The organism is Thioclava indica (assembly GCF_000714545.1).
Lineage (GTDB): Bacteria > Pseudomonadota > Alphaproteobacteria > Rhodobacterales > Rhodobacteraceae > Thioclava > Thioclava indica.
On sequence record NZ_AUNB01000018.1, the window covers coordinates 207690 to 229209 of the forward strand.

The following is a 21520-nucleotide window of genomic DNA, read 5'->3' on the forward strand; positions in this document are numbered from 1 at the left end:
GGCAGACAGGAACCGCACAGAGAACGGAGACGCCATGGCACCCCGGCGCAAGAAAATCTATGAAGGCAAGGCGAAGACGCTGTATGAGGGGCCCGAACCGGGAACGCTCGTGCAGTATTTCAAAGATGACGCCACCGCGTTCAATGCCCAGAAAAAGGCAGTCATTGAGGGTAAGGGCGTGCTCAACAACCGCCTGTCGGAATATTTTATGACCGGGCTGACCAATATCGGCGTGCCCAATCACTTCATCAAACGCCTCAATATGCGCGAGCAGTTGATCCGTCAGGTGGAAATCGTGCCGCTTGAGGTGATCGTGCGTAATTTCGCCGCTGGCTCGATTGCTAAGCGCCTTGGTCTGGAAGAGGGCACGCCGCTGCCGCGTCCGATCGTGGAATATAGCTATAAGAACGATGATCTGGGCGACCCGCTGGTGCCCGAAGAATATATCATCGCGTTCGGCTGGGCCTCTCAGCAAGATCTGGATGATATCGTGGCGCTGGCGCTACGGGTGAATGATTTCCTGACCGGTGTATTCTACGCCGTTGGCATCAAGCTGATCGATTTCAAGATCGAGATTGGCCGCGTTTGGGAAGGTGATTTCATGCGTCTTCTGGTGGCCGATGAGATCAGCCCCGATAGCTGTCGCCTGTGGGACATCAAAACCGGCGAGAAGCTGGATAAAGACGTGTTCCGGCGCGATCTGGGCAATCTGACGGATGCCTATACCGAAGTTGCGCGGCGGCTGGGCGTGATGCCCACCAATACCGCGCAGATCAAACCGACCCTGATTAACTAAAAGGAGCCCCGGCGATGAAAGCGCGCGTGCATGTGATGCTGAAAGATGGGGTGCTTGACCCGCAAGGTGAGGCGGTGCGTCACGCGCTGGGCCATCTGGGGTTTTCGGGCGTTGAGGGCGTGCGTCAGGGCAAGGTGATCGAGCTGGATCTGGCCGCAACCGATAAAGCGGCTGCCGAGGTAGAAGTGGCGCAGATGTGCGACAAGCTGCTCGCCAATACGGTGATCGAGAAATACACCGTCGAGATCGTCTGAACCCGCCGGGGCGCTGCCCCGGCCCCCGGGATATTTCAAACACTTGGAAGCAGGAGTCGCCGCGATGAAAGCCGCTGTCATCACCTTTCCCGGGTCCAATTGCGACCGCGATCTGGCCGTGGGCTTTGAGAAGGCCGGGGCGCAGGTGGTCAAGGTTTGGCACAAGGAAACCGAGCTGCCCGCCGGGATTGATCTGATCGCGGTGCCGGGCGGGTTTTCCTATGGCGACTATCTGCGCTGCGGGGCGATTGCGTCGCGCTCGCCCGTGGGGCAGGCGATTGCCGATTTCGCGGGTCGGGGCGGTTATGTTCTGGGCATTTGCAACGGCTTTCAGATCTTGACAGAGATGGGGTTGTTGCCGGGCGCGCTGATGCGCAATGCGACGTTGAAATATATCTGCAAGCCGGTCGCTTTAAGCGTCGCCAGTGCCGATAGCGCCTATACAGAAAGCTACGGCGTGGGCACACAGGTGACCTTTCCGATTGCACATCACGATGGCAATTATCAGATTGATCCCAATGGCTTGGCCGCGTTGCAAGGCGAAGATCGCGTTGCGTTTCGCTATGTTGAAAACCCGAATGGATCAGTCGATGATATTGCCGGCGTTCTGAGTGAAAACCGTCGTGTGTTGGGAATGATGCCCCATCCCGAGCGCGCGATTGAGCCTGCGCAGGGTGGCGCCGACGGGGCGGCGCTTTTCCGCGCGTTGTCGGGGATCATGGCAAGCGCCTGAGTGCGCATGCTTGCCCGCGCTTGTCGCACTGGCGTAAGTTGGCGCTATGTCTGATGAAGCATCGCAAGATCTGATATTACCCGAGGCCGATGAATCCTCGACGGGTGCGCGCCGCGTGCGTGGCCGTTGGCTGATGCGGCTTACGGTGGCGTCGGTGCTGGTGCTGGCCGTGGCGGTGATGTGGGTCAGCAATGTCTGGCTGATGCAGCGGTTCACCGAAACCACGCGTGTGCGCGCCGAGCTGCGGCTGGCGCTGTATACCGGCAATATCATGTCCGAGTTGCAGCGCACGAACGTCGTGCCACTGCTGCTTGCGCGCGACCCGCAACTCATTCAAGCTCTTGATAGCAATGATTATTCTACGGCCTCAGCGCAGCTCATTTCGGCGCGCAAAGAGGTTGCGGTGGCCTCTATCCGCTTGCTGGATATGCAGGGGCGGGTTGTGGCCTCGACCAATCGCATGCAGATCGGGATGAGCTTTCCGACACAGGCGTTTTTTGTCGATGCGACGCGTTCGCGCGATACGATCTTTTCGCTCAACACCAATCCGTCGGGCGGGGCCGAGTTTGATTATTCCCGCGTCGTGCTGGAGGATAACCGCCCCGTCGGTGTGATTGTGGTTGAGGCGGATTTGTCGAAATTTGAGCGCTCATGGGCTGGCATTTCGGATGCGGTGGCAGTGACGGATAGTTCCGGCACGATCATTTTGACGACCGAGCCGCGCTGGCGGGGCGTGACGATGGCGCAGGCCTTGGCGGCGCGCTCGGCGCCCTCTGCGATCGAGCGCGCATTGCAGGCCACCGCCGATTGGGCCAATGAGGCCCCTGACGCCTACCTTCAGGGGCAGGCGGTGATGCGCACCGAGGCGCGTGTGCCGTTCCGCGGCTGGAAGATGATCGCCTTCACCAGCTATGATTCGATCCGCGAGCGGGTGAATGCCGTTCTGGCGCTGGAGATCATGGGATTCGCGATCCTGCTGGCGCTGGTGTTTTACGCGCTGTCGCGGCGTGCGCGGCGCCAAAGTCAGGCCCTGCGCGCCGAATCGGCAGAGCTGCGCACCCTCAACGTGCGTCTGTCGCGCGAGATTGCTGAGCGTGAGAAAGCGCAGATGGATCTGGCCGTGGCCGAGCAAACCTTGGCGCAAAGTTCCAAACTCGCCGCTTTGGGCGAGATGTCGGCGGCGGTCAGCCACGAGTTGAACCAGCCCTTGGCCGCGATGAAAACCTATCTGGCGGGGGCGAAACTACTGCTCCAGCGCGGGCGCACCGAAGAGGCGCTGTCCTCGTTCCAGCGCATCGACGATCTGATCGGGCGGATGGGGGCGATCACGCGCCAGCTCAAATCTTATGCCCGCAAGGGGGGCGAGGCGTTCGAACCGGTCGATCTGCGCGCCGCACTTTCTGAGGCGCTTGCGATGATGGAGCCACAGCTCAAAACGCGCAAACTGCATATCATTCGCACGATGCCGCGCGGATCTGTTATGGTGATGGCAGATCGCATCCGTTTGGAGCAAGTTATCATTAACCTGTTGCGCAATGCGCTGGACGCCACCAAGTCAGTAGCCGAACCCCAGGTCGAGCTGATGCTGACAGCGGGTGAGACCGCCGTTCTGAGCGTGCGCGACAACGGCCCCGGGATCAGCGATCTCGACAAGCTGTTCGAGCCGTTCTGGACGACGAAGAAACCGGGCGAGGGGACAGGGCTTGGCCTTGCGATTTCCTCGTCCATTGTGACTGATTTTGGCGGTCGCATGACCGCGCACAATTCTGAGGATGGGGGCGCTGTGTTCGAAGTGCAGTTGCCGCTTTTGTCAGACAAGAACAGGTCCATTAGGGCCGCGGAGTAAAATATGGCTAGAATGATGAAGGTCGCGATCGTTGATGACGAAGAGGACATGCGCCAATCGGTCAGCCAATGGCTGGCGCTGTCGGGCTTTGACACCGAGACCTATCCCACTGCCGAGGATGCGCTGAAGGAAATCGGGGCGGATTGGCCGGGCGTTGTGATTTCCGACATCCGGATGCCGGGGATGGACGGAATGGCGTTTCTCAAGCGCTTGATGGGCCTTGATAGCGGTCTGCCGGTGATCATGATCACGGGGCATGGCGATGTGCCTATGGCGGTCGAGGCGATGCGCCTTGGCGCGATGGATTTCATGGAAAAACCCTTTAGTCCCGATCGGATGACCGAACTGGCCAAACGCGCCACGCAAGCCCGGCGCACGACGTTGGACAACCGCGCCCTGCGCCGCGATCTGGCCAAGGGCGAAAAGGTGATCGGCAAGCTGATCGGCACTTCGGAGCCGATGGAGCGGCTGCGCGAGGATGTGCTTGATCTGAGCCAGGCCGACGGTCATGTGCTGATTGATGGCGAAACCGGATCGGGTAAAACGCTTGTGGCGCATGCGCTGCATGCCACAGGCCCGCGCGCGGGCAAGAAATTTGTCATGGTGTCCTGTGCCGCTTTCACCGAAGAGGCGCTGGCGGCCAAGCTGTTCGGCCCTGTCGAAGAGGGCGGTTTGCCACTTGTGGAAGAGGCGCGCGGCGGCACCCTTTGTCTTGAGGATGTCGAGGCGCTGAGCCAGCCCTTGCAGGCGCGCTTGCTGCAATTCATCAACGATCAGGGCACACCTGCCGAGACGCGGATTGTCGCGATCTGCAATACCCATGGTGAGGGCAAGACGGTTGAAGATGCGCTGCGCCCTGACCTCTATTACCGCCTTGCCGCGTTGAAAATCACCCTGCCGCCGTTGCGTGCGCGGGGCGAAGACGTGCTAACGCTGTTCAACCGGATGTCGGAACAATTCGCCGATGAATATGGCTGCGACGTCCCCGAGGTCACCGCGCAAGAGGCCGCGCAACTGCTGCAAGCGCCGTGGCCGGGCAATGTGCGCCAGCTTATCAACGTAGCAGAGCGTGCGGTGCTGCAATCGCGCCGTGGGTCTGGCTCGATTGCCTCGCTACTGATGGCCGATGACGAAGACACCGGCCCGGCAGCGATCACCACCGAAGGCAAGCCGCTGAAAGAATATGTCGAGAGCTTTGAGAAAATGCTGATCGACAACACGATGCGTCGTCACAAGGGATCTATCGCGGCGGTCATGGAGGAACTTTGCCTGCCGCGCCGTACCTTGAACGAGAAAATGGCGAAATACGGGCTGCAGCGCTCCGATTATTTGTGATCGGGGCGCGGCGTGTCGGGTAGAAACTCGGCGCGCGCTGCCCCCACCTGATCGGCAATGAAACGCATCGTGGTGCGCACCCGCGCGCTGTCGCGCAAATCCTGATGCGCCACCAGCCAGAACGAGCGCCGGATCTCTATCTGTTCGGGCAGAACGGGGATCAGCTCGGGGCTGTGATGGGCCATGAAATCGGGCAAAATCCCCAGCCCCTTGCCCGCCGCCACCGCGCGCATCTGCGCAAACAGGTTGGTCGAGGACAGCTGGGGCACGTGATCGCCCATCACCAGCGACAGGTAATCCAGCTCGGGCGTGTAGATCAACTCGGGGATATAGCCGATCAGTAGATGCTGGTCCAAGGTTTCGGTATCGGTGACGGGATGGGCGTTCAGATATTCAGGCGCGCCGTAAAGATGCAGCGTGTAGTCGGTCAGCTTGCGCGAAATCAGCCGCCCCTTTTCGGGCCGCGACAGGGTGATGGCGATATCGGCCTCGCGTTTGGAGAGGCTGAAAATGCGCGGCGTGGCAACCAGTTGCACTTCTAGATCGGGATTGTCGCGAGCATAATCGGCCAGACGCGGGGCCAGGAAAAACGCCCCAAACCCGTCTGGCGCGCCGATCCGAACCGAGCCTGACAGCGCATAAAGCTCGCCTGCGATGTCGTCATGCACCTTGGCCGCGACGCTTTCGATCTGCTCACTGTGGCGTAGCAGCCTCTCGCCGGCGCCGGTCAACGCATAGCCGCGCGGGCTGCGTTCGAACAGTTGCGCGCCAAGCTGTTTTTCCAACGCCCCGACCCGGCGCGAAACGGTCGCATGATCCGATCCGATCACCTTTGCCGCCGCAGTCAGACGCCCCGCGCGCGCGACAGCCAGAAAATAGCGAAGGTCGTTCCAATCGAAGGTCATTCTGTCTCCCTGACCGCGTATGGGTATTTGCGCACATCAACTTCGCAACACGTGGCATGGTCGCGCGCCAAATCACAGCTACACTTTTGGGCACGTAGCCAGAATCGCCCAATGTGAAGGCTTTGACAAAAATTTGAGCCGGAAAGAGGGCGAATATGGCGCTAAGGGGTTGATCTGGAAGGTGCCAGTCGGGCTTTTTGAAAGAACCGCGCGTGACTGCTGGAGACGGGACGCATTCGTGCTGGAGGAAAAGCAATCATAAAATGTCGCGCAGGTCTTCGGCCTCGACGGCATCACAAAACGGCTTGATGTAAAACCAGATCTGGTCCATCGTCACGCTCGATCATGAAATGGGAGGAAAATTCATGAAATCAAAGATTTACGCAGGTGTAAGTGCTGCGGCGCTGATGCTGGCTGCACAGGGTGCGCTGGCGCAGGATGCGGTTTCGGACGGGGTCGTTAAAATCGGCGTGCTCGGCGATATGTCGGGCGTGTATTCGACCGGCTTCTCGGGCAAGGGCGCTGTGGATGCCGTGAAAATGGCTGTGCGTGACTTCGGCGGCACCGTGCTTGGCAAGCCGATCGAAGTGATCTCGGCGGACCACCAGAACAAGGCTGACGTCGGTTCGGCGACAGCACGTCAGTGGATCGACGAAGATCATGTCGATATGATTACCGACCTGACCAACTCGGCGGTCGGTCTTGCGGTGCAGAAACTGGCCTCTGACAAGAAAGTCATCACGATGAATGTCGGCGCGGCTTCAAGCGCGCTAACCGGTGCGGATTGCACGAAATATGGCATTCACTACGGTTATGACACCCATGCACTGCCCGTTGGCACTGCAACGGCCGTCGTCAAGGAAGGCGGCGATAGCTGGTATTTCATCACCGCTGATTATGCTTTTGGTCATGCGCTGCAAAAGAACACCAGCGAAGTGATCGATAGTCTCGGTGGCACAGTCGTGGGTAGCTCGGACGTGCCGCTTGGCACGAGTGACTTCTCGTCCTACCTGCTGCAAGCGCAAAGCTCGGGCGCAAAGGTGATCGGTCTGGCCAATGCCGGCCAGGATACCGTGAACGCGATCAAGCAAGCGCATGAGTTCGGCATCGTCGAGGGCGGTCAGCAGCTTGCGGGCATGCTGGTGCTGATCTCGGATGTGAAATCGCTGGGCACTGATGTTGCCAAGGGGCTGCAATTCACCTCGGCCTGGTACTGGAATGGCGACGATGCCTCGCGCAAATGGACCGCGGAATATGAGAAATTCTCGGGCGGCGAGGCTCCGACCTTCCCGCATGCCGCGGATTACTCGCTCACCATGGCCTATCTGAACGCGATCAAGGCGGTTGGCACGGATGATCCCGACAAAGTGCGCGAGCAGCTTGGCAAACAACCGATCGACGACTTCTTTGCCAAGGGCGGCGAGATCCGCGAAGATGGCCTGCTGGTGCATGATATGTATCTGCTCAAGGTCAAAGAAGGCGGCACCGACCCGTGGGATGTGGCCGATGTGGTCCGCACGATCCCGGGCAATGAAGCCTATGCTTCGCTCGCCAAGGGCGGTTGCCCGCTGGTCAACAAGTAAGCCAATTAAAAACCGGACGGGGGCGCGCCGATGGGGGCGCCCCCGCACGCGTATCAGTGCGAAGGCCAGTCTATGAACGACACGATCCTTGAGGCGCGCAACCTGACCAAAAATTTTGGCGGGTTCGTGGCCGTAAACGGGGTTGATCTGCGCATCAAGCGCGGCTCGATCCATGCCATCATCGGCCCCAACGGGGCGGGCAAAACCACGATGTTCAACCTGTTGACCAAGTTCATCACGCCCAGTTCGGGCAAGATCTTGTTCAATGATACCGATATTACCAACAAGAAACCCGCTGAAATCGCGAATATGGGCGTCGTGCGCTCGTTCCAGATTTCGGCCGTGTTTCCCCACCTCACCGTGCTGGAAAACGTGCGCCTTGCGCTACAGCGCGGGCTAGGGGTGAGCTATCATTTCTGGCGCTCCAAGGCGATGCTGCACAATCTTGATGCGCAGGCGATGGCGCAGCTGGAACGGGTGGGGCTGGCGGACTATGCCGAACTGCGCGCCGTTGAGCTGCCCTACGGGCGCAAACGCGCGCTGGAAATCGCCACCACGCTGGGGCTGGAGCCCGAGTTGATGTTGCTCGATGAGCCGACGCAGGGCATGGGCACTGAAGATGTCGGCACCGTCACCGATCTGATCGGGCGCGTGCGCGAGGGGCGCACGATTGTCATGGTCGAACACAACCTTGGCGTTGTCGCGCATCTGGCCGATACGATCACCGTGCTCGCGCGCGGCGAGGTTCTGGCCGAAGGCCCTTACGAGGTCGTGTCGAAAAATCCGCAAGTCATGGAGGCCTATATGGGCGTCTCTGCCGATGAGCAGGAGGAGACCGTATGAGCACGACAACCCTGACTAAACCGATGCTGAAAATCGAGAACCTGCACGCGTGGTATGGCGAATCCCATGTGCTGCACGGGATCAATCTGGAACTGGCCGAGGGGCAGCTGATCACGCTGCTCGGGCGTAACGGGGCAGGGCGCTCGACGACCCTGCGCTCGATCATGGGCATGGTGGATCGCCGCACCGGATCAATCGCGATCAACGGCGAGGAATTCATCACCAAGCCCGCCCATCGCATTACGCCCGATGGCCGGATCGGGTTTTGTCCCGAGGAACGCGGCATCTTTGGCTCGCTTACCGTGGAAGAAAACCTGATGCTGCCGCCCGCCGTGGGCCCCGATGGCATGCCGATTGAGGAACTCTTCGAGATGTTCCCCAACCTTGCCAATGTGCGCAAACGGATGGGCACGCGCCTGTCGGGCGGCGAGCAGCAAATGCTGGCGATTGCACGTATCCTGCGCACCGGCGCGCGGCTGTTGCTGCTGGATGAGATCACCGAGGGGCTGGCCCCCGTGATCGTCAAAACGCTGGGCCGGGTCATTCGCGATCTGAAATCGCGTGGCTATACGATTGTGCTGGTGGAGCAGAACTTCCGCTTTGCCGCACCGCTGGCTGATCGTCATTACGTCATCGAACATGGCGAGGTGGTCGACACCATCGAATCCGGCGACGTCGAGTCCAGCATGGACCGTCTCAACCATTACCTGAGCGTGTAAGGAGGGAAACCGAACATGGACCCTATGATCCGACTGATCCTCGCCCAGGGTATGCTGGGCCTCAATAACGGCGTGTTCTACGCCATGCTAAGCCTTGGTTTGGCGGTCATCTTCGGCCTGCTGAACGTGGTCAATTTCGCCCATGGCGCGCTTTATATGCTGGGCGCGTTTCTGGCGCTTATCCTGTATTCCTATGCCGGGGCATGGGTGGGGCTGGATGCGCTGCATATCGGCTTCTGGCCTGCGCTGATCATTGCGCCGCTGCTGGTGGCCTGTTTCGGCATGCTGATCGAGCGCTTCATGCTGCGACGTCTGTATAAGCTGGACCCGATCTATTCGCTGCTGCTGACGTTCGGCGTCACGCTGGTGCTGCAAGGGCTGTTCATCAACTTCTTCAACGCCTCGGGGACGCCCTATCCGGGGATGCCCGAAAGCCTGCGCGGGGTGGTGAACCTCGGCTTTATGATGTTCCCGAAATACCGCCTGTTCGTGATTATCTTCTCGATCGTCGTGTGTTTCGTCGTTTGGTACATGATCGAGCGCACGCGGATCGGCTCGCGTCTGCGCGCGGGCACGGAAAACCCCGAACTGGTGAAAGCCTTTGGCATCAACGTGCCTTTGATGGTCATGCTGACCTTTGGCTTTGGCACCGGTCTTGCGGGGCTTGCGGGTGTGCTGGCTGCGCCGATTTACTCGGTCAGCCCCTTGATGGGGGCCAACCTGATCATCGTGATCTTTGCGGTGGTGGTGATCGGCGGGATGGGCTCGATTGCTGGGGCGGTCGTGACCGGGTTCTCGCTGGGTCTGGTCGAGGGCATCACCAAGGTGTTTTACGCCCCCGCCGCCAATACCGTGATCTTCCTGCTGATGGTGATCATCTTGCTGGTGCGGCCCAACGGGCTGTTCGGGCGTCAGGGGTAAAGGATGAGTAACATGAGCAATACCACCACCGATATCGGCGAGTTCGAGGAAAACACCGGAGAACCCGAACACCGCACGCGCTCGCGCATCTGGCAGGGGATTTTCTGGGTCGCACTGATCGGCTTTTTGCTGATCGCTCCGGCGCTGCTGTATCCTGTGTTCGTGATGCAACTGCTGTGTTTCGCGCTGTTTGCCGCCGCCTTCAACCTGTTGATCGGCTTCACGGGGCTGCTGTCCTTTGGTCATGCCGCCTTCTTTGGCGGCGCGGCCTATATTGCGGGCCATGCGCTTAAGGTCTGGGGCTTTCCGCCGCTTCTGGGGATCGCCACGGGCACGCTGTTTGCGGCCGCTTTGGGCTGGGCCGTGGGGTCGCTGGCGATCCGCCGTCAGGGGATCTACTTTGCGATGATCACGCTGGCACTGGCGCAGATCGTGTATTTCCTTGTGCTGCAACTGCCCTTCACGGGTGGCGAGGACGGCTTGCAAGGCATTCCGCGCGGCCATCTGCTGGGCTTTATCGACCTCAACCAACCGCTGGCGATGTATTACACGGTAGCGGCGATCTTCCTGATCGGGTTCTTGGTGATCTACCGGATCATCCATTCGCCCTTTGGTCAGGTCTTGCAGGCGATCCGCGAAAACGAGCCGCGCGCGCTGTCGCTGGGCTATAACGTGGACCGTTTCAAGCTGCTGGCGTTCGTGTTGTCGGCGGCGCTGGCGGGGCTTGCGGGCTCGACCAAGGCGCTGGTGTTCCAGTTCGCCTCTCTGACGGATGCGCATTGGCAGATGTCGGGCGAGGTGATCCTGATGACGCTGCTGGGCGGTATGGGCACGATCTTTGGCCCCGTAGTCGGCTCGTTCATCGTCGTGGCGCTGCAACATGCCCTAAGCGGGATCGGGTCATGGGTGCAGGTTGTGATCGGGGGCACGTTCATCGCCTGCGTGCTGCTGTTCCGCCGTGGCATCGTGGGAGAGCTGGCGCGCCTGCTCAAGATCAACTCGCTTTAAAAGCAACCGCACCGCTAAGTTGCGGCTGATTTATGCGCCCCTTCGGAGCTTCTCCGAGGGGGCGTTTTGCTGTCTGGGCGACGTGATTCACACTTACGCAACGAAAATTCGATTGTGTTTCGGGGGCACGTGCCGCTATGGTCGCAGTTAGTTGGCTGCGCAACGGCATCGCCCGTGCTCGGCCCACCGGAATTCGCTGATCTCCAGGCAGCCCCGATGCGCGACGCTCGCGCAGGTGGCGCGCATTTTGGATCAACCGATTGGCCGCAAGGCCGCTAGTTTGCCTCCCTCTGCCACTTACCGGGCATGGAGGTTTTGAATGGGGCGCCGGATTAACCGCGCGTCTGGGAAAGAACCGCGATGATGCGTGTCGAGCTGAGGCAAATGATCAAGGGTGGGCCAGCAATGGCCGCGCCCGCTTGCCTGTGCCGCCCGCCCGTCGCCTTATGGACAGATCATGCAACTTGTGCGCTAGGCCCTCCGGGTTTGGCGGTAAGGGCATGGGCAATGGAATTACATGGCAAAGAAGATGCTTATCGATGCAACCCACGCGGAAGAAACCCGCGTCGTGGTGGCAGACGGCAACAAGGTCGAGGAATTTGACTTTGAAACCATCAACAGACGGCAACTCGCCGGCAATATCTATCTGGCAAAAATAACGCGGGTGGAGCCTTCGCTCCAGGCCGCTTTTGTCGATTACGGCGGCAACCGTCACGGGTTTCTGGCCTTCGCCGAAATCCACCCCGATTATTACCAGATCCCGGTCGCGGATCGTGAGGCACTGATCGAGGAAGAGCGCCAGCTTGCCGAGGCCGCCGAGGCCGAGGAAGACAAGCCCAAACCCGCGCGCCGCCGCCGCTCGCGCCGTCCGGCCAAGGCCGAAAAGGCCACGCCCGATGACGCCGTTGTCAGCTCGGACGAAATTCCGGGCATGGCGATTGTCGATCATGAAAGTGATGATGGTGAGGCTGGTGAAAATGCTTCGGTTGAAACCGCTGACGCGACGCAAGCTGTTGTAGCAGACGCGCCCGCTGAGGTCGCACCCGCTGCGGAGGCCGCTGAAGAGGCCCCCGCAGATGAGACATCCACTGGGGAAGCACCCGAGGCCGATGCTCCGGTTGCTGATGTCTCTAACGACGACGAGTCCAGCGACGCCTCCGACGATGACTCGGAAGACGACGACGACAGCGACACCGCTGGACGCGCTGCCGCATCGGGGATCGAATCCATCGCCGAAGAAGACGTTCAGGAAGAAATTCGCCCGCCCCGCAAGGCCCGTGCGCGCCGCTACAAGATCCAGGAAGTGATCAAAGTGCGCCAGATCATGCTGGTGCAGGTCGTCAAGGAAGAGCGCGGCAACAAAGGCGCGGCGCTGACAACCTATCTGTCGCTGGCCGGTCGCTATTGCGTCTTGATGCCCAACACCGCTCGTGGCGGTGGCATTTCGCGCAAGATCACCAATGCTGCAGACCGCAAGAAGCTTAAGGAAATCGCTGGTGAGTTCGACGTGCCCAAGGGTGCGGGCCTGATCGTGCGCACTGCCGGCGCGCAACGCACCAAGACGGAAATCAAGCGCGATTACGAATATCTCATGCGCCTGTGGGAGCAGATCCGCGATCTGACGATGAAATCCATCGCCCCCGCGCCGATCTACGAGGAAGGCGATCTGATCAAACGCTCGATCCGGGATCTGTATTCCAAAGAGATCGACGAAGTTCTGGTCGAGGGCGAGCGCGGCTATCGCGTCGCCAAAGACTTCATGCGCATGATCATGCCGAGCCACGCCAAAAACGTAAAACACTATCAGGAATCGCTGCCGCTTTTCGCCCGCTATCAGGTCGAAAGCTACCTCACGGGCATGTTCAATCCGACCGTGCAGCTCAAATCGGGCGGCTATATCGTGATCGGCATCACCGAGGCGCTCGTGGCGATCGACGTGAACTCGGGCCGGGCCACCAAAGAGGGCTCGATTGAGGAAACCGCGACCAAGACCAACCTTGAGGCCGCCGAAGAGGTGGCCCGCCAGTTGCGCCTGCGCGATCTGGCCGGTCTGATCGTGATCGACTTCATCGACATGGACGAGCGGCGCAATAACAACGCGGTCGAGAAACGCCTGAAAGACAAGCTGAAAACCGACCGTGCGCGCATTCAGGTGGGCCGTATCTCTGGCTTTGGCCTGCTGGAAATGTCGCGCCAACGTCTGCGTCCGGGGATGCTGGAAAGCACCACGCAGCCGTGCTCGCATTGCCATGGCACGGGGATCATTCGCTCGGATGACAGCCTTGCGCTGTCGGTGCTGCGCGCCATTGAAGAAGAGGGCACGCGCAAACGCTCACGCGAGGTTCTGGTGCGTGCGCCGGTGGCCGTGGCCAACTATCTGATCAACGCCAAGCGCGAACATATCGGCTCGATTGAGGCGCGCTATGGCATGTCTGTGCGCATCGAGGCCGCGCCCGAGTTGATCTCGCCCGACTTCACGATGGAAAAGTTGAAAACCGCGACCCGTCTGGTGCCGGAGGTGACAAGCGGTGTGGTTTCTGCCACGGCAAGCCTGATGGCCGAGATTGATCTGGATGAAGATGACGAGGCCGTTGAAGAGGCGGAAATCGTAGAGGCAGAGGCCGAAACGCCAGAGGTGAGCGAAGACGATCAGCCCAAGAAAAAACGCCGCCGTCGTCGTCGCAAGAAGCGGACCAATGACGATGAGGCAACGCAGAACGGCGAAGAGGGCAACGCTCAGGACGCCTCAGACACTCCGGCTTCCGAGGGCGAACAGCCCGCTGCTGCCCCGGCTGAGGCTGGCGAAGCTGCCCCCGCGGTGAGCGAAGTGGCGGTCGAAGAGGCCCCCAAGCCCAAACGCCGCACGCGCTCGCGCAAGAAAGTGCAAGAGCCTGCTGAGGAAGAGGCCGCGCAAGCCGAGACGACTGAAGCCGCAGAACCAGCGGCCGAGGAAGAGGCGCCCAAGCCGAAACGGCGCACCCGTTCGCGCAAGAAAGTCGAACCTGACGCCGAGGCGCAAGCCGCGGTTGAGGGCGAGGCAGAGGCTCCGGCGGCGGAAGAACCCGCCAAGCCGAAACGCCGTTCGCGCGCGCGCAAGAAACCCGAGCCGGTCGCTGCGGAAGCGGTAGAAACGCCGGATGTGCCTGAAACGCCGCAGCCGGACGCGCCGCAGCCCGATGCGCCCGTCGAAACCCCGCCCGCGCCCAGCGAAGCGCCGGTTCAGGTGCCCGACGAGACGCCGGTAACCCCGCCAAGCGAAGCGCCGGTGGAAATGCCCCCCGAGGCACCGCCCGAAGCCCCCGTCGAGATGCCCCAAGGCGACACGATGGTTGAAGCAAAAGCCGAGCCTGCCAAATCCCGCCGTCGCGGTTGGTGGAGCCGGGGCTAATATCGCGGTGTGAGACATGCAAAAGGCCGGGCACAGCGCCCGGCCTTTTTGCTATTGGTCGCGGAAATATCAGCATTGGCCGGCGCGGCGCTAGCCCTTGCGCACCAGATAGACTTTTACGCCTTCCCAATCCTCGGCGGATACTAGATCATGCCCGTCCTGGGCGCAAAAATGGGGCACGTCGATCCAGCTTGCGCCATCGGTCGCCTCAAGACGCACCAGCGCGCCGGGGGCCAGCCCCGCAAGCGCCTTGCGTAGGCGCAAAACGGGCAGCGGGCATAGCAAGCCGCGCGCGTCGATCTGTAGGGTATCGCTCATGAAAATCGCAGTATTCCCCCCGCGCGGATTTGTCCACGAGGTTGTTATCTCACGGACAGGTGACCGCGCCTGCGTGATAGGATAAGCGTGGGGCATGTTTGGAATCGATCTTGCCAGTGCCGCCTTCCTGCCCGCCGCGTTTGTCGCGCTCTCTGCAGGTCTTTTGTCATTCCTGTCGCCCTGCGTGCTGCCCATTGTGCCGCCCTATCTGGCCTATATGGGCGGGGTCAGCATGGGCGAGCTGCGCGAGGGGAAACGCTCGGCTGTGGTGCCTGCGATCTTTTTCGTGCTGGGCCTGTCGACGGTGTTTCTGTTCCTCGGCTTTACGGCGTCAGCGTTCGGGCGGTTCTTTCTGACCAACCAAGTGCTGTTCGGGCGCATCGCGGGGGGCGTGATTGTCGTGCTGGGCCTGCATTTCCTTGGCCTATTCCGGATCGGGTTTCTGGATCGTGAGGCGCGGCTGGACGCAGGCGATCGCGGTGGTTCCAGCCTTGGCGCTTATGTGCTGGGGCTGGCATTCGCGTTTGGCTGGACGCCCTGCATCGGCCCGCAACTGGGCGCGATCCTCTCGATTGCCGCACAAGGCGGGGATATGGCGCGCGGCACCGGATTGCTGGCGGTCTACGCGCTGGGGCTGGGGATTCCGTTCCTGCTGGCGGCGCTGTTCATCCAACGCGCGATTGGCGTGATGAACCGGATCAAGCCCTATATGGGCATCATCGAAAAGACGATGGGCGCGATGTTGGTGATTGTCGGGATTTTGCTGCTGACCAATGCGTTCTCGAACATCAGCTTCTGGCTGCTTGATACGTTCCCGGGTCTGGCAAAGCTGGGGTGAGGGGCGTCTCGCAGACGCTCCGGTGAGCGTCTGAGGCCCGAACGCGTGCGCCTTGCGCCGCCGGACACCCCGACAGGTACACGACAATGAAAAAGGCCGCGCTGGATTGCGCGGCCTTTTCGTTTGTATTGGGGAAGCGATCAGTCGAGCGCTTTGAAGTTCAGGCTCGCGCCATCCTTGATCCCCGAGAACCAGCGCGCCGTGACGGTTTTGGTCTTGGTGTAGAAGCGGAACGCATCGGGGCCATATTGGTTAAGATCGCCAAAGCCCGACTTCTTCCAGCCGCCAAAGGTGTAATAGCTCAGCGGGACCGGGATCGGGAAGTTGATGCCAACCATGCCCACATTGACCTTCGCCGCATAATCGCGCGCGGTGTCGCCATCGGCGGTGAAGATCGAGGTGCCGTTGCCATAGGGGTTGTCGATCACCAGATCGAGCGCCTCTTCGTAGGTTTTCGCACGCACCATCGACAGGACCGGACCAAAGACTTCCTGCTGGTAGATGTCCATCTCGGGGGTGACGTTGTCAAACAGCGACGGGCCGATGAAATAGCCGTCTTCATAGCCTTGTAGGCTGAAATCGCGACCGTCACAAACCAGACTTGCGCCTTGCTCGACACCGGAATTGATCAGGCCAAGGATGCGCTCTTTGGCGGCTGCGGTGATGACGGGGCCGTAATCGACATCGTCGCCACCCGTGTAGGGGCCAACTTTGAGTTTCTCGATCTTCGGCACGAGACGTTCGATCAGCGCGTTTGCCGCCTCTTCGCCCACCGGCACTGCGACCGAGATCGCCATGCAGCGTTCGCCTGCCGCGCCAAAGCCTGCGCCGATCAGCGCGTCAGCCGCCTTGTCCATATCGGCATCGGGCATGATCAGCATGTGGTTCTTCGCACCGCCGAAACATTGCGCGCGCTTGCCGTTATTGGCGGCGCGGCCGTAGATATATTGCGCAATCGGGGTCGAGCCGACAAAGCCGACCGCCTGAACCGTTTCATGATCAAGGATCGTATCGACGGCCTCTTTATCGCCGTTGATCACCTGCAACACGCCATCGGGCAGACCTGCTTCTTGTGCCAGCTCGGCCAGCATCAGGGCGGTCGTCGGCGTGCGCTCGGACGGTTTGAGGATCATCGCGTTGCCCGAGGACAGGGCAGGGCCCATTTTCCACAGCGGGATCATCGCAGGGAAGTTGAACGGCGTGATGCCGGCCACAACGCCCAGCGGCTGACGCATCGAGTAAAGGTCAATGCCGGGGCCTGCATCGCCGGTATATTCGCCCTTCAGGAACGCCGGGGCGCCCATGCACACCTCGATCACCTCAAGGCCGCGCTGCACATCGCCGCGCGCATCGGGGATCGTTTTGCCATGCTCTTTCGACAGCGCTTCGGCAAGCTTGTCCATGTCGCGTTCAATCAGCGCGCCGAATTTCATCATCACACGGGCGCGGCGCTGCGGATTGACTTTCATCCACTGCAATTGTGCCGCGGCGGCATCCGCGACAGCGGCGTCGATTTCTGCCGGAGAGGCCAGCGACACACGCGCCTGCACTTCGCCGGTGGCGGGGTTGTAGACATCGCTAAAGCGGCCCGACGTGCCTGCAACGCGCTTGCCGTTGATCCAGTGACCGATCTCTTCCATAGGGTTCTCCTCCAAACAGGGTTTCGGTTTGGCATGACAATAGTCTTGCGAAAATGAGGATAAAAGGGGAAGTAACTCAAAAGCGTTTTGCAATTTTGCAAAGGTGAGTGATGCTCGATTGGGATGATCTGCGTATATTTCTGGCCGTGGCGCGCGCGGAAAGCCTGTCACGGGCGGGGCGGGCGTTAAAGCTGGATGCCGCCACAGTCGGTCGGCGCATTGCGCGGCTGGAAGAGGAGATGTCGGCCAAGCTGTTCGTGAAATCGCCCCAAGGCTATGCGCTATCCGAGGCCGGAGATCGCTTGTTGCCCCATGCCGAGGCCGCCGAGCAGGCTTTCGCGGGCGCGCAAGAGGAACTGTCGGGCGCGGCAGGTCAGTTGACGGGACAATTGCGCATCGGCGCGCCTGACGGCTGTGCGAATTACCTGCTGCCACAGGTCTGCGCGCGGATTTCCGACGCCAATCCGGGGCTGGAAGTTCAGATCGTCGCGCTGCCCCGCGTGTTCAACCTGTCCAAGCGCGAGGCCGACATGGCGATCACCGTGTCGCGCCCGACGGCAGGGCGGCTGACCGTGCAAAAGCTGACCGATTATCACCTGCATCTGGCCGCGCATCGCGAGTATCTGGCAAATTCCGCGCCGCTGACCTGCAAGGCCGATCTGCGCGGCCATCGCATGATCGGCTATATTCCCGACATGATTTTCGACAAAGAGCTTGATTACTTTGCCGAAACCGAGGCGCAGGTGGTCGGGCTTGCCTCGAATTCGGCCTCGGTGCAGACCCGGATGGTGCAAAGCGGCGCAGGGGTCGGGATCGTGCATGATTTCGCCATTCCCTTTGCGCCGGGCGTGGTGCGGGTGCTGGCCGATGAGGTCTCGCTCAAGCGCGCGTTTTGGCTGATCCGTCACGCCGATGATCGCCGATCCGAGCGACTGACCCGCTTTGCCGAGGCGTTGGGGCAGGGCTTGCGCGATGAGGTCACGCGCCTTGAACGTCTCGCGGCGGACACAACTCTGGCGGGCCTGTGATCGCCTTTCCGTTGACAAAGGCCCGCTTGCAGTGAGACGCTTGAAAAAATGGGATGTTTCAGGGAGGCCGCTATGCAAGTGATGCAGATTCTTAAGGACAAGGGCGACTTGCCCGTCATTACGGTCACGCCAGAGACCAGCTTGGCCGATGTTGCTAACCTCTTGGCATCAAAGCGTATTGGTGCAGTGGTTGTCACCTCGGACGGGCATAAAGTTGTTGGTATTCTGTCCGAGCGCGACATCGTGCGCGAAGTCGCAAGAAGCGGCAGCGCCTGTCTGACGCTCACCGCATCCGAGGTGATGACATGCGATATCAAATGCTGTGAACCGACCGATAGCACCGATGGCGTGATGGAGCGCATGACCGAAGGCCGGTTCCGCCACATGCCGGTGCGTCAAAACGGCGAAATGATCGGCGTGATCTCGATCGGGGACGTGGTCAAGGCGCGTCTGCGCGATCTTCACATGGAAAAAGAGGCCCTGACCGGCATGATCATGGGCAACTGATGACGGGTTGGCGCGACATCGCTCTTGCAATCGGTCGCGCAATATAGTTGCGTGCGCCAACCCGAACGGGGTGCAAAAGGGAGGACGCCATGCGCATTGGACTATATCCGGGAACGTTCGATCCGGTCACGCTGGGTCATCTCGACATCATTGAGCGCGCGTTGGCGCTGGTGGATCGGCTGGTGATCGGCGTGGCGATCAACCGCGACAAGGGGCCGTTGTTTTCGCTTGAAGAGCGGGTTTCGATGATCAAGGCCGAATGTGCCGCGATCACAGCGCGCTGTGGCGGTGAAATCGTTGTGCATCCGTTTGAAAACCTGCTGATTGATTGCGCCCGCGACGTAGGGGCCAATGTCATCGTCCGCGGTCTGCGCGCTGTGGCCGATTTTGAATATGAATTCCAGATGGTTGGCATGAACCGTGCGCTGGATCCGCAGATTGAAACGGTGTTTCTGATGGCAGATGCGCGCCGTCAGGCGATTGCGTCCAAGCTGGTCAAAGAGATCGCGCGGCTCGACGGGGATGTGTCGAAATTCGTCACCCCCGCCGTGCGCGAAGCGATTACCCGGGCCTATTCAAAGGGCTAGCAGTTAGCCATTCGTTTTGGGCGTCGCCGCGGAATTGTGCGACGAAGATGCATTTCCGGCCTGCTGAGGCAGGTCATTCAGACCCCATTGGTCGATCACAACGCCGTCTTCGACGCCTTTGAGCGCAAGATTGGCCTCATAGTAGTTGCCTTTCTTGATCAGGTTCGCCGCGTCCTGCAGATGCGTCAGCGACAGTTTCGCAGGCACCAAAGCGGCGCTGATCGAGACGTCGATATCGTTGGATTTCAGCGTGTCTGCCGCGCCTTTCGCATCGCCTTTGGCCATCTGGTCGTTGGCTTTTCCGACCGCTTTGGCGTTGTCAGGTGTCACGGTGAAATCTTCACCCAATGCGATCGAGCTATCAAACGGCACGTAGGTGACGCCTTTTTTGCCCGATTTCGTGCGAACGCCCCATTTCGCCTCTGCGCCCTCTGCCGCCTTCATCTTGGTGATGGCGTCATTGGTCATCTTGCCGGCCATATCGGTATTGCCGTCAAACAGCGCCAGCCGAGCCGCGCGCACTTCGCGCATCGCGGTGAACGCATCGTCCACGGTGGTCAGCAGTTGTTTGTTGGTCGAATTGGCGGTGGTCTTGGCGACCGCGTCATTGCTTTGCGTGGTGGCGGCGGGTGCCGTGTCGGCGAAAGCGGGCATTGTCGTATAAGCGATAGGCCCTGCGATCAGCGCCCCGGACATCACCAATGCGAGCATTTTATTGGTACGTTTCATGAATCAAATCCCTTATCTGAGATGACTTTTAAACCCTAAGCAGTCAGTCGCTGCCTTGGATATCGGGGTAACTCCGGGGTGGGGATCGGGTTCATTCAACCCGTTTCAAGGGACCGGTAGCGGGGGTGATTGCGCGTGTGCCTGACGTGAATTGGCTGTGAGCGCGCATAGAAAAAGGGGACCATTTCGGCCCCCTCTGTCGTCGTGTTTTAAGGCTTGGGGGCGCGTGCCCCCGCCGTTACTCAGATCAGCTTGCCCATCGCAACGGCGGTGTCGGCCATGCGGTTGGAAAAGCCCCATTCGTTGTCATACCAGCTCAGAATGCGCACCATGCGCCCCTCCATCACCTTGGTCTGATCCATGTGGAAGATCGAGGAATGGGGGTCGTGGTTGAAGTCGCTGGAGACGTTGGGCTTGTCGGTATAGCCCAGCACGCCTTTGAGCGGGCCATCAGCGGCGGCGCGGATGGCGGCGTTCACCTCATCGACACTGGTATCTTTGCCAGCTTCAAACACCAGATCGACAACCGAGACGTTGGGCGTGGGCACGCGGATCGCCACACCGTCCAGCTTGCCTGCGAGTTCGGGCAGCACCAGACCCACGGCCTTGGCAGCGCCCGTCGAGGTCGGGATCATGCTGAGCGCGGCAGCGCGCGCGCGATAGAGATCGCTGTGCATCGTGTCCAGCGTCGGTTGGTCGCCCGTGTAGCTGTGGATCGTGGTCATGAAGCCTTTGGAAATCCCGATGGCGTCATTGAGCACCTTGGCCACGGGGCTCAGGCAGTTCGTCGTGCAGCTTGCGTTGGACACAACCAGATCGTCGCCCGTCAGCACATCGTCATTCACGCCATAGACGATGGTCTTGTCGGCCCCCGCGCCGGGGGCCGAGATCAGCACGCGCTTGGAGCCGTTTTCCAGATGGAACGCTGCTTTTTCACGCGCGGTGAAAATGCCGGTGCATTCCATCGCGATATCGACATCACCCCAAGGCAATTCTTTGGGATCGCGCACCGCGGTCACTTTGATTTTGCCGCGCCCTGCATCGATCCAGCCATCTCCCGAGGTCACATTGACCGGAAAGCGGCCATGCACGCTATCAAATTGCAGCAGGTGGGCGTTGGTTTCCACCGGACCCAGATCGTTGATCGCGACGACTTCGATATCGGTGCGCCCCGATTCAATGATGGCGCGCAAAATATTGCGCCCGATGCGGCCAAAACCGTTAATGGCAACTTTGACAGTCATGTCTTTCTCCTCTGGCTGGCTGCCCGGCAGGGGTGCGTGGGCAGAGATCCCGTTGTCGCTAAGAAGCGTTTTTAGGGCAAGAGGTCAACCATTCGTACAGAAATGTTAGCGCCAGAAGGCGACATATTGCACGAGATCCGCGATTTCACGCCCCAAGAAGAGCAACGCATGCCCATGGTTGAGGAGGATATCGGCCAAGACCAGCACAATCACGACCACGGCCAGCCACAGTGCAATCTTATCGGTCATGTCTCTTCCTTTGCGCCCCGTGCCTAAGAGCGTCCCCTATAGCGCGCCC

General features: G+C 60.4%; 21 protein-coding genes. 15 read left to right on the plus strand and 6 right to left on the minus strand.

Features of this window, described 5'->3' with window-relative positions; all coding sequences use genetic code 11:
• Positions 1 to 34: 34 nt before the first annotated feature.
• The 5 genes from purC (at position 35) to DT23_RS07130 (ending at position 4964) form a co-directional block, all read left to right on the plus strand.
• The gene (gene purC, locus DT23_RS07110) at positions 35 to 796 is read left to right on the plus strand and encodes a phosphoribosylaminoimidazolesuccinocarboxamide synthase (protein ID WP_038129817.1); all 762 of its coding nucleotides are present in this window, start codon (positions 35 to 37) and stop codon (positions 794 to 796) included.
• A 14-nt stretch (positions 797 to 810) separates the two neighbouring features.
• Entirely contained in the window at positions 811 to 1050 is a 240-nt protein-coding gene (purS, locus tag DT23_RS07115) for a phosphoribosylformylglycinamidine synthase subunit PurS (RefSeq protein WP_038129820.1), read from the plus strand.
• 64 nt (positions 1051 to 1114) lie between these two features.
• Positions 1115 to 1783: a phosphoribosylformylglycinamidine synthase subunit PurQ gene (gene purQ / locus DT23_RS07120; RefSeq protein WP_038129822.1), complete on the plus strand. Its 669-nt coding sequence runs from the start codon at positions 1115 to 1117 to the stop codon at positions 1781 to 1783.
• Positions 1784 to 1916: 133 nt separating this feature from the next.
• Positions 1917 to 3629: a sensor histidine kinase gene (locus tag DT23_RS07125; protein ID WP_038129996.1), complete on the plus strand. Its 1713-nt coding sequence runs from the start codon at positions 1917 to 1919 to the stop codon at positions 3627 to 3629.
• A 3-nt stretch (positions 3630 to 3632) separates the two neighbouring features.
• Complete coding sequence (locus tag DT23_RS07130; protein WP_038129824.1) at positions 3633 to 4964, plus strand: sigma-54-dependent transcriptional regulator; 1332 nt, start codon at positions 3633 to 3635, stop codon at positions 4962 to 4964.
• Here DT23_RS07130 and DT23_RS07135 read toward each other — a convergent pair.
• The gene (locus DT23_RS07135; RefSeq protein ID WP_038129827.1) at positions 4955 to 5869 is read right to left on the minus strand and encodes a LysR family transcriptional regulator; all 915 of its coding nucleotides are present in this window, start codon (positions 5867 to 5869) and stop codon (positions 4955 to 4957) included. The genes DT23_RS07130 and DT23_RS07135 overlap by 10 nt on opposite strands.
• A gap of 365 nt (positions 5870 to 6234) precedes the next feature.
• On the opposite strand from DT23_RS07135, the gene DT23_RS07140 reads away from it, so the two are divergent.
• The 6 genes from DT23_RS07140 (at position 6235) to DT23_RS07165 (ending at position 14331) form a co-directional block, all read left to right on the plus strand.
• Complete coding sequence (locus tag DT23_RS07140; RefSeq protein WP_038129829.1) at positions 6235 to 7452, plus strand: ABC transporter substrate-binding protein; 1218 nt, start codon at positions 6235 to 6237, stop codon at positions 7450 to 7452.
• Between the two features lie 72 nt (positions 7453 to 7524).
• A complete protein-coding gene (locus DT23_RS07145; RefSeq protein WP_038129832.1) occupies positions 7525 to 8295 on the plus strand; it encodes an ABC transporter ATP-binding protein in 771 nt (256 codons plus the stop codon).
• A complete protein-coding gene (locus tag DT23_RS07150; RefSeq protein ID WP_038129834.1) occupies positions 8292 to 9014 on the plus strand; it encodes an ABC transporter ATP-binding protein in 723 nt (240 codons plus the stop codon). Before DT23_RS07145 ends, DT23_RS07150 begins: the two co-directional genes overlap by 4 nt.
• A 15-nt stretch (positions 9015 to 9029) precedes the next feature.
• Positions 9030 to 9935, plus strand: coding sequence for a branched-chain amino acid ABC transporter permease (locus tag DT23_RS07155; RefSeq protein ID WP_038129836.1), 906 nt, complete (start codon positions 9030 to 9032; stop codon positions 9933 to 9935).
• A 12-nt stretch (positions 9936 to 9947) separates the two neighbouring features.
• Positions 9948 to 10943: a branched-chain amino acid ABC transporter permease gene (locus tag DT23_RS07160; RefSeq protein ID WP_081846974.1), complete on the plus strand. Its 996-nt coding sequence runs from the start codon at positions 9948 to 9950 to the stop codon at positions 10941 to 10943.
• A gap of 517 nt (positions 10944 to 11460) precedes the next feature.
• Positions 11461 to 14331, plus strand: a complete 2871-nt coding sequence (locus DT23_RS07165; RefSeq protein WP_038129840.1) for an Rne/Rng family ribonuclease — start codon at positions 11461 to 11463, stop codon at positions 14329 to 14331.
• Positions 14332 to 14421: 90 nt separating this feature from the next.
• Here the strand turns inward: DT23_RS07165 and DT23_RS07170 are convergent, their stop codons facing one another.
• Positions 14422 to 14649, minus strand: coding sequence for a sulfurtransferase TusA family protein (locus DT23_RS07170; protein WP_038129841.1), 228 nt, complete (start codon positions 14647 to 14649; stop codon positions 14422 to 14424).
• A gap of 94 nt (positions 14650 to 14743) precedes the next feature.
• On the opposite strand from DT23_RS07170, the gene DT23_RS07175 reads away from it, so the two are divergent.
• On the plus strand, positions 14744 to 15487 hold the full coding sequence (locus tag DT23_RS07175) for a cytochrome c biogenesis CcdA family protein (RefSeq protein WP_038129843.1): 744 nt from the start codon (positions 14744 to 14746) through the stop codon (positions 15485 to 15487).
• 140 nt (positions 15488 to 15627) lie between these two features.
• Here the strand turns inward: DT23_RS07175 and DT23_RS07180 are convergent, their stop codons facing one another.
• Complete coding sequence (locus DT23_RS07180; protein ID WP_038129845.1) at positions 15628 to 17127, minus strand: CoA-acylating methylmalonate-semialdehyde dehydrogenase; 1500 nt, start codon at positions 17125 to 17127, stop codon at positions 15628 to 15630.
• A 110-nt stretch (positions 17128 to 17237) separates the two neighbouring features.
• Here DT23_RS07180 and DT23_RS07185 point away from each other — a divergent pair, with 110 nt between their 5' ends.
• From DT23_RS07185 to coaD, 3 genes are all read left to right on the plus strand, one after another.
• Entirely contained in the window at positions 17238 to 18155 is a 918-nt protein-coding gene (locus DT23_RS07185; RefSeq protein ID WP_081846976.1) for a LysR family transcriptional regulator, read from the plus strand.
• Between the two features lie 72 nt (positions 18156 to 18227).
• Positions 18228 to 18662 (plus strand): CBS domain-containing protein, encoded by a 435-nt coding sequence (locus tag DT23_RS07190; protein WP_038129847.1) that lies wholly within the window; start codon positions 18228 to 18230, stop codon positions 18660 to 18662.
• 89 nt (positions 18663 to 18751) lie between these two features.
• Entirely contained in the window at positions 18752 to 19249 is a 498-nt protein-coding gene (coaD, locus tag DT23_RS07195; RefSeq protein WP_038129849.1) for a pantetheine-phosphate adenylyltransferase, read from the plus strand.
• A 3-nt stretch (positions 19250 to 19252) separates the two neighbouring features.
• Here the strand turns inward: coaD and DT23_RS18465 are convergent, their stop codons facing one another.
• The 3 genes from DT23_RS18465 to DT23_RS19800 form a co-directional block, all read right to left on the minus strand.
• Positions 19253 to 19978: a YfdX family protein gene (locus DT23_RS18465; RefSeq protein WP_081846977.1), complete on the minus strand. Its 726-nt coding sequence runs from the start codon at positions 19976 to 19978 to the stop codon at positions 19253 to 19255.
• A gap of 242 nt (positions 19979 to 20220) precedes the next feature.
• A complete protein-coding gene (gene gap / locus DT23_RS07205) occupies positions 20221 to 21222 on the minus strand; it encodes a type I glyceraldehyde-3-phosphate dehydrogenase (protein WP_038129852.1) in 1002 nt (333 codons plus the stop codon).
• Positions 21223 to 21327: 105 nt separating this feature from the next.
• Entirely contained in the window at positions 21328 to 21471 is a 144-nt protein-coding gene (locus tag DT23_RS19800; RefSeq protein WP_038129853.1) for a hypothetical protein, read from the minus strand.
• Positions 21472 to 21520 lie beyond the last annotated feature (49 nt).